Genomic DNA, 11,648 nt, shown 5'->3' with positions numbered 1-11,648 from the left:
CCCGTCAGCGATTGCCGCGCGGCACGAAGCGCCCGGCCTCCGCCGCCGCCATCCGGAGCGCACGCGACTTGTTCACGCTCTCCTGCCACTCGGCTTCCGGGTCGCTGTCGTGGACCACGCCGCCGCCCGCCTGCACGTAGAGCTTGCCGTCCTTCACCACCCCGGTGCGCAGCGCGATGCACATGTCCATGTCGCCGCCCGCCGAGAAATACCCGACCCCGCCGCCATAGATTCCGCGCTTCTCGGGTTCGAGTTCGTCGATGATCTCCATCGCCCGGACCTTCGGCGCGCCCGACACCGTCCCGGCCGGCAGGCCCGCGAGCAGCGCCGAGAGCGCGTCGTGCTCCGCCGACAGCTCGCCCACCACGTTCGAGACGATATGCATGACGTGACTGTATCGCTCGATGACGAACTTCTCCGTGGGCCGCACCGTCCCGGTCCGTGCGACCCGACCGACATCGTTACGTCCGAGATCGAGCAGCATCAGATGCTCGGCCAGTTCCTTCTCGTCTGCCAGAAGCTCCGCCTCGAGCGCGCGGTCGGCCTCGGGGGTGGCGCCGCGGGGGCGGGTGCCGGCGATCGGCCGGATCGTCACCTCCGAGCCGAAGACGCGGACGAGGATCTCCGGCGAGGCGCCGACGATCTGGAAGCCGCCCATGTCGAAATGGAACATGAAGGGCGAGGGGTTGGTGCGACGCAGCGCGCGGTAGAGCGCGAAGGGCGGCAACGGAAAGTCGAAGGTCCAGCGTTGCGAGGGAACGACCTGGAAGATGTCGCCCGCGGCGATGTAGTCCCGCGCGCGCTCGACCGCGGCTTCGTAACCCGCTTTGGTGAAGTTGCAGGCGGGCTCGGCCAGGTCGAACGGCTCGGCCATGTCGCGCGCTTCGGGAACGGCGCGGCCGAGTGCGGCAAGTGCGTCCTGCAGCCGTTCCGCCGCGCGGGCATAGGCAGGGCGCGCTGCCGTCTCGCCGTCTTGCCAGCCCGGGGCGACCAGCGTCACCTCGCCCTTCACCCCGTCGAGCACGGCCACGACCGACGGCCGCATCAGCATCGCATCGGGCAGGTCGAGCGCATCTGGGGGCACGTCCGGTAGATGCTCCACCAACCGGATCATGTCGTAGCCGAGGAAACCGAAGAGCCCGGCCGAGGCGGCAGGCAGGTCATCGGGCAGGTCGATCCGGCTCTCCTCCAGCAGAGAACGGATCGCCGCGAGCGGTTCGCCCGCATCTTCCCAAGCCTCGCCGTCGTAGCGCGCGGCGCGGTTCACCCGGCTCGTCGGCCCGCGGCATTCCCAGATCAGGTCGGGCCGCATGCCGACGATGGAGTAGCGGCCCCGGACCTCGCCCCCGGTCACGGATTCGAGGACGAAGGAATGCGGCTGCGCCTCCGCGAGCTTCAACATCAGCGAGACCGGCGTGTCGAGATCGGCCGGGAGGCGCAACCACAGCACCTGGTTCTCGCCCCGGGCATGGCCTGCCTCGAAGGTCGCGAAGTCGGGGGCGATCATCTCAGCCGCCGAGCTGCGACTGCACCGCCGCGAGCGCCTGCGCGTCGACGCTGAACCCGGCCTCGAGCTCGATCGCGCGGGCATAGGCGCCGAACAGGTCGCTCTGGATCTCGCTCTCGGTCTGCTGACGCACGGCCTGCCGCAACTCCGCGGCCTCGCCCTCCGCCAGATCGGCCGCGTTGACCGCGTCGAGGCGCACCACGAAAGCGCGGCCATCGTCGCCCCCGGCGGCGAAAATCTCGCCCGGCTCGGCGTCGAAGATCCGCTGGATCACGGCGGGGGGGACGCCTTCGACGGTCGCATCGCGGGCGATGCCGGTCAGGCTTTCGGGTGCGGTGACGACGTCCGGGGTCGGGTCCGCGGCCAGCGCCTCCGCACGTTCGGAGAGACGGAGACGCAGCGTCTCGGCGCGCCAGGCCTCCGCGACTTCCTCGCGGATGTCGTCGAGCGGCGGAACGGCGGGCGGGATCACCTCGTCGAGGCGCAACGCGAAGAGGCCACCGTCCGAGAGGGAGGTCACTTCGGGGAAGTCGTCGACCTGCGCCTGCGTCGCGGCCTCGCGGAACTCCTCGTAGCCGGCGATCGCCTCGGAGATGGAGGGATCCCATTCAAGAGAGCCCGTCACCATGTCGGTCTCCGCGCCCAGCTCCTCCAGCGTCGCGCCGCCGGCCAGGCGATCCTCGATGTCCTCGCGCGCCGCGTCGATCCGGCGGCGGGCGGAATCCATGCCGAACGCGTAGGCGAGATCGTCGCGAACGTCCTCGAATGGTACCTCGGTCGCGTCGAGGATGGCGTTCACGCGGTAGAGCGCGGGGCCGAGCGGCGTCTCGACCGGCCCGACCACGCCCGGCTCGTCGAGGCCGAAGAGCGCGTCGCCGACCGCCGGATCGAGATCGTCGCGCGCGAGCTCCCCCTGATCGACCTCCTCGAGCGTGAGCCCGCGATCGGCGACCAATGCGTCGAAGTCGGTCTCGCCCGCCGCGATCGCGTCACGGGCCGCCTGCGCGGCGTCCTCGTCGGGAAAGGCCAGCCGTTCGGCCAGAACACGGGGCGGCTGGCGGAACTCGTCGGCCCGATCCTCGTAGAGCTGCCGCAAGGTTTCCTCGTCGGGCTCGATCTCGGCGGCGAGCAGGTCGGGCGTCACCCAGGCATAGGTGATCGCACGCCGTTCCGGTGTCTCGAACGTCTCGGGATGGGCGTCATAGAATGCCTCTAGATCGGCCTCGGTCGGATCTTCCAATCCGCCGGGCAGGTCCTCCTCCGTGACCGTGGCGAGCGTCACGTCCCGCGTCTCCGCGATCCAGGCGGCGAGGCGGTCCGTATAGGCGTCGGGTGCTTCTGTCCCGCCGACGATCGCGGCCTGAAGGATCTCGCGCGCGGCGTCGTCGCGCACCTGCGCCTCGTAGCTGCGCTCGTCGAAGCCGGCATTCTGCAGCGCGAAGCGGTAGCCCTCCCGGTCGAAGCTGCCATCGACGCCTTGGAAGGCCGGAGTGGCGCGGATGCGGCGTGCGATCTCCGCGTCGGTCACCGACACGCCGAGCCGGTCGGCCTCGTGACCGAGCGCGGCGCGTGCGAGCAGCCGCTCCATGATCTGCTGGTCGAGCCCGAAGGCCTGCATCTGCTGGAACGTCAGGTTCTGGCCGGTCTGCTGCTGCAGCCGGGTCTGCTCGGCGCGAACCGCGTTGGCGTAGTCCTGCACGGTGATCTCGCTTTCGCCGACCTCGGCCACGTTCTGGACCGAGCCGCCGAAGCCGCCGATCCCGAACCCGCCGAGCGCGAGGATGAGCAACGCCAATACCACCCAGACGGCGGCGTTCGACTTTTTGCGCTTTCGTCTCGGTTCCTCGGCCATGTCCCGCCCTCCGTCGCGTCCGCGCGTTGATAGGGAACGGGCCGGGCGGTGACAAGCCGACAGGCGGACGTCAGATCGCGTCCGGCCCGAGTTCCGCGAGACGCGCGAACAGGGTCGCGATCCCCGCGCGGTCGGCATTCGCGAAGGCGATGCGCAGCGTCGCCTCGGCCCGCCCGGTCCCGCCCGCTTCGCGCCGGGGACCGAACATCGTGCCGGGCAGGGTCAGCAGCGCCGAACTCTCGACGAGCCGGCGGGCGACGATGTCGGACTCCGCGGCGAAGGGATGGGCGACATAGGCGAAATAGGCGCCACAGCCCATCAGGCGCCAGTCGGGGAGGGCGGCGAAGCCCGCCTCCATCGCCGCCCGCCGCGCGAGGATCTCCGCCCGTTCGCCCGCGAGCCAGTCGCCGAGATGCTCCATCCCCCAGAGCGCCGCCCGCTGGCCCAGCCCGTTCGGGCAGATGGCCACCGTGTCGAGCCATTTCTCCACCTCCGCCAGCCGGGCCGGCGCGGCGCAGACGGCCCCGACCCGGTGCCCGGTCAGGCGGTAGGCCTTGGAGAAGGAATAGAGCTGGATCAGCGTGTCGTCCCAGTCCGGATCGGCGAACAGGTCGTGCGGCGCCCCCGCCCGCGCGTCGAAATCGCGGTAGGTCTCGTCGACGATCAGCGCGAGGCCCCGGGCGCGGGCGAGGTCGCGGAAGGCGGCGAGGGTGGCGGCCGGATACTCGACGCCGCCGGGATTGTTCGGCGTCACGAGGACGATTGCGCGGGTGCGGTCGTCGATCAGCGCCGCCGCCCGCTCGGGGTCGGGCAACAGATCTGGGCCGGTCTCGAGCAGGCGCGCGTCGATGCCGCCCATGTCGAGCCACATCTTGTGATTGAAGTACCACGGCACCGGCAGCACCACGTTGTCGCCCGACCGCGCCAGCGTGGCGAGCACGGCGGTGAAGGCCTGGTTACAGCCCGATGTGATCGCGACCTGATCGGGGCGCACCGTCCCGCCGTAGCCTGCGGACCAGTCGGCGGCCACGCGGGCGCGGAGGGCAGGCAGGCCCAGTACGGCACCGTAGAGATGCACCGACGGGTCGGCCAGCACCACCTCCGCCATCGCCCGGCGCATCGGTTCCGGCGGGGGATCGGCCGGCGCGGCCTGGCTCAGGTTCAGGAGGGGCCGGTCCTCGGGGAAGGTCGCGCTCTCGATCCAGCGCCGCGCCTCCATGACCGGGGGCGCCTGCGTCGCCGCAAGGTGCGGGTTCAAGTTGCGCAGCATCGGACGATCTCCGGGCCGGGGCTCAGAACGGGATCTCGTCGTCGAGATCGGAACCGCCACCGTAGCCGCCCCCACCACCACCACCACCACCGCTGCCGCCGCCGGACCGGCCGTTGTCGCGGTCGTCGTAGCCGCCACCGAAATCGCCGCCGCCGCCGCCGCCCTGCGGGCCGTCGCGGCCGTCGAGCATTGTCAGGGTGGCGTTGAATCCCTGCAGCACGATCTCGGTCGAGTAGCGGTCAGCGCCGGACTGGTCCTGCCACTTGCGGGTCTGAAGCTGGCCCTCGAGATAGACCTTCGAGCCCTTCTTGAGGTACTGCTCTGCGATCCGCACCAGCCCCTCGTTGAAGATCGCGACCGAATGCCATTCGGTCTTCTCGCGCCGCTCGCCAGAATTCTTGTCGCGCCAATTCTCCGAGGTCGCGATGCGCAGGTTGCAGACCTTGCCGCCATTCCCGAACGTCCGGGTCTCCGGGTCGCGGCCCAGATTGCCGATCAGGATTACCTTGTTCACGCTGCCGGCCATCGTGTCCTCGCTTTGCTCCGATTCCCTTGCCGGCCCTTTGACCATCCCCGCCGCCGGCTGTCCACGGGATCGCGCGGCGGGCGGGACGTCGGGGACGGCTTCGGCGCGAGACTTGGCGGATCGACGGGAATCGGCTACGCCTTCGAAGCGTACGTTCCGGCATGTGGGACGGCGCCGCGACGGAGACAGAGAACGGGGGTCCCGGACAGATGCGAACGACATGCTTCGCCGTGCTCTGCGCGACCGTACTTCTGGCCGGCGTGGCCGAGGCGCAGACCTTCTCGTCCCGGTCCCGCGGCACCCTGTTCGAAAGCCAGACATCGCTGATGGACCGCCGGCTGTCCTCGCAATACGCGCATTCCAGCCGGCTCGCGCCGACGCGGCCCGAACTGCCGGGGGAGGCCATCCCGCGCTACGACGGCAACCTGCGCTCGGCCTATATCGGCCATGCCCGCGCGGCCGCACGGCGACACGGCATCCCGGAGGACCTGTTCCTGCGCCTCATCCAGCAGGAATCCGGCTGGAACCCGCAAGCCCGTTCGCACAAGGGCGCGCTCGGCCTCGCGCAGCTTCTCCCCGCCACGGCAGCGACGCTGGGTGTGAATCCGATGGACCCGCAGCAGAACCTGGAGGGCGGCGCGCGCTACCTCGCGCTGCAATACCGCAAGTTCGGCTCCTGGCGACTTGCGCTGGCCGCCTACAATGCCGGTCCCGGCGCGGTGGAGCGGCATGATGGCGTGCCGCCTTATCAGGAGACACGGACCTATGTGCGCGTGATCCTGGGTCAGGGCTAGCCGCGGCGGCCCTTGGACGTCCTGCGGGACGTTAACGCCTCGCCGAGGCTCCGGTGATTACGGCCCCGTGACCGGCCGGCAAAGGCTGGATGGCTCTGTATTCCTCGGCTCGCGACAATCCAGTCTCCTCGCCGAAACTGTTCCGGCGGCGTGCGGGGCAGACTGCTGCGACGCCACGACTCCCGTTTTCGGTCTTTGCCTCGTCGGGCGATTTCTCTAGGGTCCCGCCACGCTTCGAAAGGGGCAGCCGGTCCGCCGAGGGGGCGGAGCGGCCAAGACAACGAAAAGGGAGGGATCATGGACCGCCGTTCATTCCTGAAGAACTCGACGATCGGTGCCGGAACCGCCGGTGCCGCCGCTCTGGCCGCCCCCGCCTATGCGCAGGGCAACCGCACGCTGACGCTCGTCACCACCTGGGGCCGCGGGCTCGCCGGCGTGCATGACAGCGCGCAATATTGCGCCGATCAGATCACCGCGATGACGGACGGCCAGATCACGGTCGACCTGAAGGCCGCAGGCGAACTCGTCGGTGCCTTCGAGGTGTTCGATGCGGTCACGTCCGGCCAGGCCGACATGTTCCACGGCGTGGACTACTATTTCCTGTCGAACCATCCGGCCCTGTCGTTCTTTTCGCAGATCCCGTTCGGGATGACGTTCCAGGAATTCAACAACTGGTACTACCACGACGGCGGCATGGAGCTCGCCGACGAGGTCTATTCCATCTTCGGGCTGAAATCCTTCGCCGCCGGCAATACCGGCCCGCAATCCGGCGGCTGGTTCGCCAGGGAGATTAATTCGCCGGAGGACTTCCAGGGCCTCAAGTTCCGAATGCCGGGCCAGGGCGGTCAGGTGCTGGGCAAGCTCGGCGCCTCGGTCCAGAACCTGCCGGGCGCAGAGGTCTATCAGGCACTCTCCTCCGGCGCGATCGAGGGCACCGAGTGGATCGGCCCCTGGGCGGACGAGAAGGCCGGCTTCCAGGAGATCACCAAGACCTACTACACGGCGGGCTTCCACGAGCCGGGTCCGAACCTGAACCTGAACGTCAACCTCGACGTCTACGAGAGCCTCACCCCGGCGCAGCAGGCGATCATCGCGCAGGTCGCGCGCGCGTCCAACCTGTGGACGATGTCCCTCTTCATGGCCAACAACGGCGCGGCGCTGCAGCGCCTGCAATCGGGCGGCGTGCGCGTGCTCGAGTTCCCGGACTCGGTCTGGGACGCGTTCGGCCAGGCCTCGCAGGAGGTCATTCAGGAACCGATGGGCGACGATCTCTACAAGTCCTGCTACGACAGCTACCAGGAGTCGCTGGCGAAATCCGCGGGCTGGATCAGCACGTCGCAAGGCGCGTTCACCGCGCAGCGCGACCGCGTCCTCGACATCTGAGGCGGGACCGGATCGCGGGCGGTCGCAGCCGGCGGCCGGCCGCGGTCGAAATATGACGAGCCCGGTGCGCCGCGCGCCGGGTCGCGAACAGGGCCGATCCCGCGGGGTCGGCCCGACAATGCCGGGGCATGCGACCCCGGGACGCAACGTCGGGGGACGCCATGCTCGACATCCTCGCCGCCATCGGGAGCGGCATCGCCTGGATCGCCAGCCAGTTCGTCCTGGCCTTCTACAACCTCGGCTACGCGATCACGCATCCGGCAAGCTGGCTCGCCTGGACACGCGCCTTCGAGACGCCGGAGGACAAGGAATCGCTGCTGCGCGTCGTCTATTACGGGGCCAGCGTCGAGTTCCTCTTCGTCGTCCTCACCGTCTTCGCGCTGCTTACGATCGGCGTCGGGCTTTCCCGGGGCTTCGGTTGGCGCCTCGTTCGCGGGTCCGAATTCGCGCTGAACTGGCTGGGCCGGATCGCGGCCTGGGCGGGGCTCTTGATGGTGCTGCAGCAGGTGATGATCGTCTTCCTGCAGCGCATCTTCCGCGTCTCCGAGATCAGCATCGGGCCCCTCGGGACGAGCTTCACGCGGGACCTGTCCTGGTACTCGGAGGAGCTGAAGCTCTACAACGCGATGATCGTCTGCCTCTGCGTGGCCTGGACCTTCATCCAGGGCGGGCACGTGCGCGTCGACCTCGTCTATTCCGCCGTCGGCCACCGGGCCAAGCGGGCGATCGACATGGCGGGGGTCATCGTCTTCATGATGCCCGCGCTCGTGCTGATCTGGCTCTACAGCTGGTTCTTCTTCTGGCGCAGCATGATCACGCCGGCGACGTCCGCCTCCGATCCGCTCGACCGGATGCTGATGAAGGCGCGGGCGGTACGCTGGAACGTCGAGACGATCTCGTTCAGTCCGAACGGCTTCGACGCCTATTTCCTGTTCAAGGTCCTCATCCTCGCCTTCGTCGTCACCGCCTTCGCGCAGGCCTGCGTGTTCTTCTGGCGTAGCTGGCTCGAACTGCGAGAGGGCGAGATGAGCGCCGGCCGCTTCCTCGACCGCGACGTGCTCGGCGACGAGACGGCCGAGCGGGCCGCCGAGATTCACTGACGACACCGAACGAGAAGGGCGGCGAAACGCCCGGAGGGACGCGAGATGCTATTCGGACTGGACGGAGTCGAGATCGGCCTGATCATCGTGTTCCTCTGCCTCTTCGGCGGGATCATGTCGGGCTTCCCCGTGGCATTCGCCATCGCCGGCGCAGGCACGATCAGCTTCGCCATCATCGCCGCGCTCGACAGCGCCGGCATCCTCGTCCACCAGGCGATCAACACCGGCTCCCCGGAATATTCCGCCCTGCTCGCCGATGGGATCGCGCGCGACGCGATCTCGGTCTTCCGATACCCGGAATTGCCACGCGTCGAGGTGCCGCTCTTCCCGCAGGGCTGGGAGACCGCGCTCGACCGCAACATCGGCTTCATCGTCAACCGCATGAACGAGCGCGTCATCGCCGGCGCCTCGATCGAGACGCTGCTCGCCGTACTGATGTTCGTGATGATGGGCATCACGCTCGAGCGCTCCAGGATCGCCAACGACCTGCTCACCACGATGGCGCGGGTCTTCGGGCCGCTGCCCGGGGGGCTCGCCGTGTCGATCGTGATCGTCGGCGCGTTCCTCGCCGCCTCGACGGGGATCGTCGGCGCGACCGTCGTGACGATGGGCCTTCTCGCGCTGCCGACCATGCTCCGGAACGGCTACTCGCCGGAGCTCGCCACCGGCGTCATCGCCGCCTCCGGCACATTGGGTCAGATCATTCCACCTTCGATCGTCATCGTCCTTCTCGGCACGCTCGCCGGTGATATCTACGCCACGTCGCAGGAGGCGCGGGCCGCCGCCGTCGGCTGCTCCGACGCGCTGACCTATCTGGGCGAGCCGGCCGTCGTCTCGGTCGGCACGCTGTTCCAGGCCGCGCTGTTGCCCGGCATCCTCCTGGCGGGGCTTTACGCGGCCTACGCCTTCGGCTTCGCCCTCCTCAATCCGCGCAAGGCGCCGCCCGTCACGATCGAGGGGGGGCGGGGGTCGGTGACGACGCGGGCCGAGGCGCTGACCTGGTATCTGGGCGTGCCGGCCGCGCTCATCCTCGGGGCCGTCGCGCTGGGCTCCCTTGGCGTGATCGGCTCGCAGAACGTCACCGTCAGCAGCTTCTCGGAAACCGGCGCCACCGCCTCGCTGCGTACCAACGTCTCGCCCGAATGCGAGGCGGCGATGATCGACCTCCACGGGCAGGCCGCCTGGGAGCGCGCGGTGGAGGAGCAGACGGCGATCGACGCGGCCGGGGGCGTGCAGCAGGCGGAACGCCTGACCGAGGAGCAGCTCGTCGAGGTGCGCGCCGCCGCCATCCAGAACGCCGCCCCGATCGGGACCGGCATCGCGGTGATCTTCCTGAGCCTCGGTCTCGTCCTCGCGGTTGCGCGGGGCGTGAATCCGCTTGTCGACGGCCGTCGGCTCCTGATCGGCGCGGCAGGGATCGCGCTCGCCTTGGCGATCGACGCCTTCCTGATCGGGCCGACCACGTCGCCCGGCGCGACCTTCGTGCTGATGGCGGTCCCGCTTGCCGTGACGATGCTGGGGGTCGTCCCGGCCGTCGGGCGGCTGGCGCAGAACGAGCTCCTGCGCGTGGTCTTCCCGCCGCTCGTCCTGATCGTCGCGGTGCTGGGCTCGATCCTCGGCGGCATCACCAACCCGACCCCCGCGGCGGCGCTCGGCGCGGCGGGGGCGATCATGCTGGCCGGCTACCGCAAGCTGCGCGAGGAAGGCTCGTCAGCCGCGCCGATCCTGCTCGCCTCGCTCGCCATCGTCGTCATGCTTCTCTTTGGCATAAACTTCGACCTGCGGACCGGGGTCGGTTCGACGACCGTCGGTGACGCGATCGCGATGGTCATCGCACAGGTGGCCTATCACGGCGCCTTCCTGGGTCTGCTCTACGCGTGCTGGGTCCTGCTGCGCTCCGGGGTGCTCGGCCCGGTGGTGCGCGAGACGGCGAAGGTCACGTCGATGGTCTTCACCATCCTCATCGGCTCGCAGCTCCTCAATCTCGTGCTTATCTCCTTCGGCGGCGAGCATTACATCCAAGAGTTCCTGCGCTCCTTCGACAGCGAGCTGAAGGTCTTCCTGATCGTGATGCTGGTGCTCTTCGTGCTGGGCTTCGTGCTCGATTTCCTCGAGATCATCTACATCGTCATCCCGATCGTCGGCCCGGTGATCTACGGGGGCACGTTCGACCCGAAATGGGTGACGATCATGATCGCGGTGAACCTGCAGACCTCGTTCCTGACGCCGCCCTTCGGTTTCGCGCTGTTCTACCTTCGGGGCGTGGCGCCGGTCAGCGTGACCACGGGGCACATCTATCGCGGCGTGATCCCGTTCGTGCTGATCCAGGTTCTCGGCCTGCTCGTGCTGTGGCTGTTCCCGAGCATCGTGACCATCGTACCGAACCTGTTGCCGGCGGGTTGATGCCGGCGCCTTGGTCCGGCAGCCCGGCGCGCTAGTCTCCTCGGGGACCAGACCGAGGGAGATTTGCGTCATGTCACTCAAGAGAACCGCAATGCGGATGGCCGTCGCATTCGCCGCCGCCAAGGGCTACCAGGCCTTCCGGTCACGCGGCGGGATGAGCGGGATACGGGACATGCTGTCCGGCGGGCAGACGGGCCAGGCCGGCACCATGCAGCGCCCGGCGAGTTCCGGCGGGACCGGCGGGCTCGGCGGGATGCTGGGCATGCTCGGCGGCTCCGGCGGTATGGGCACGGCCGCATCGACCGGCGGGGCCGGCATGTCGGGCACGTCCGGTGGCCTCGGCGGCCTGCTCGGCGGACTGGCCGCGATGGCTGGCGGCGGCGCTATGATGGGGCAGGGCGAGAGCGAGGCCGACACGATGCGCCGCGTCGAGGACGGCCCCGAGGACGAGGCCACCGCCGCCGTCATGGTCCGCGCGATCGGTCAGGCCGTGCGCGCCGACGGGGAGATCGATGCCGAGGAGCGCCGCGTGCTCGACGACATCCTGGGCGAGGCCGAGACCGACGCCGACCGCGCGGCGCTCGACTCCGCGCTGAGCGAGCCGGTCAATCCCGAGCAGCTCGCGCGTGACGTGCCCCGCGGGAGCGAGTCGCAGGTCTATTCGGCCGCGCTCACGGCCATCGACCCGGACCAGCCGTCGGAGCGGGACTTCCTGCAACGCTTCGCGACCGCCCTGTCGCTCGACACGGGCGAGGTCGCCTCGCTCCATCAGGCGGCGGGCAAGCCCGTCTGAGCGCGATCCCAACCCTTCCA

The 11,648-nt window shown here is 69.3% G+C and carries 9 protein-coding genes; 5 read left to right on the top strand and 4 right to left on the bottom strand.

Annotated features, from left to right (window positions below):
- Positions 1 to 4 precede the first annotated feature (4 nt).
- From trpE to ssb, 4 genes are all read right to left on the bottom strand, one after another.
- The gene (gene trpE, locus Q1A87_RS15740) at positions 5 to 1,507 is read right to left on the bottom strand and encodes an anthranilate synthase component I (RefSeq protein ID WP_299653235.1); all 1,503 of its coding nucleotides are present in this window, start codon (positions 1,505 to 1,507) and stop codon (positions 5 to 7) included.
- A gap of 1 nt (position 1,508) precedes the next feature.
- Positions 1,509 to 3,359 carry a peptidylprolyl isomerase gene (locus tag Q1A87_RS15735; protein ID WP_299653232.1) on the bottom strand — a complete coding sequence of 617 codons (1,851 nt, stop codon included), beginning with the start codon at positions 3,357 to 3,359 and terminating at the stop codon, positions 1,509 to 1,511.
- Positions 3,360 to 3,429: 70 nt separating this feature from the next.
- On the bottom strand, positions 3,430 to 4,629 hold the full coding sequence (locus Q1A87_RS15730; RefSeq protein WP_299653229.1) for an aminotransferase: 1,200 nt from the start codon (positions 4,627 to 4,629) through the stop codon (positions 3,430 to 3,432).
- A gap of 22 nt (positions 4,630 to 4,651) precedes the next feature.
- Positions 4,652 to 5,155 (bottom strand): single-stranded DNA-binding protein, encoded by a 504-nt coding sequence (gene ssb / locus Q1A87_RS15725; protein ID WP_299653226.1) that lies wholly within the window; start codon positions 5,153 to 5,155, stop codon positions 4,652 to 4,654.
- Between the two features lie 209 nt (positions 5,156 to 5,364).
- Here ssb and Q1A87_RS15720 point away from each other — a divergent pair, with 209 nt between their 5' ends.
- The 5 genes from Q1A87_RS15720 to Q1A87_RS15700 all read left to right on the top strand — a co-directional run bounded on the left by Q1A87_RS15720 (position 5,365) and on the right by Q1A87_RS15700 (position 11,628).
- Positions 5,365 to 5,949 carry a lytic transglycosylase domain-containing protein gene (locus Q1A87_RS15720; RefSeq protein ID WP_299653224.1) on the top strand — a complete coding sequence of 195 codons (585 nt, stop codon included), beginning with the start codon at positions 5,365 to 5,367 and terminating at the stop codon, positions 5,947 to 5,949.
- Positions 5,950 to 6,246: 297 nt separating this feature from the next.
- On the top strand, positions 6,247 to 7,332 hold the full coding sequence (locus Q1A87_RS15715; protein ID WP_299653221.1) for a TRAP transporter substrate-binding protein: 1,086 nt from the start codon (positions 6,247 to 6,249) through the stop codon (positions 7,330 to 7,332).
- Between the two features lie 161 nt (positions 7,333 to 7,493).
- Complete coding sequence (locus tag Q1A87_RS15710; RefSeq protein WP_299653219.1) at positions 7,494 to 8,432, top strand: TRAP transporter small permease subunit; 939 nt, start codon at positions 7,494 to 7,496, stop codon at positions 8,430 to 8,432.
- A 45-nt stretch (positions 8,433 to 8,477) separates the two neighbouring features.
- Positions 8,478 to 10,835: a TRAP transporter large permease subunit gene (locus tag Q1A87_RS15705; protein WP_299653216.1), complete on the top strand. Its 2,358-nt coding sequence runs from the start codon at positions 8,478 to 8,480 to the stop codon at positions 10,833 to 10,835.
- Positions 10,836 to 10,905: 70 nt separating this feature from the next.
- Entirely contained in the window at positions 10,906 to 11,628 is a 723-nt protein-coding gene (locus Q1A87_RS15700; protein WP_299653213.1) for a DUF533 domain-containing protein, read from the top strand.
- Positions 11,629 to 11,648: the final 20 nt, after the last annotated feature.

This window comes from uncultured Jannaschia sp. (genome assembly GCF_947494055.1).
In the GTDB taxonomy this organism is placed as follows: Bacteria; Pseudomonadota; Alphaproteobacteria; order Rhodobacterales; family Rhodobacteraceae; genus Jannaschia.
The sequence above is the reverse complement of the archived record's forward strand: the minus strand, read 5'-3'. Positions and strand labels throughout refer to the sequence as shown.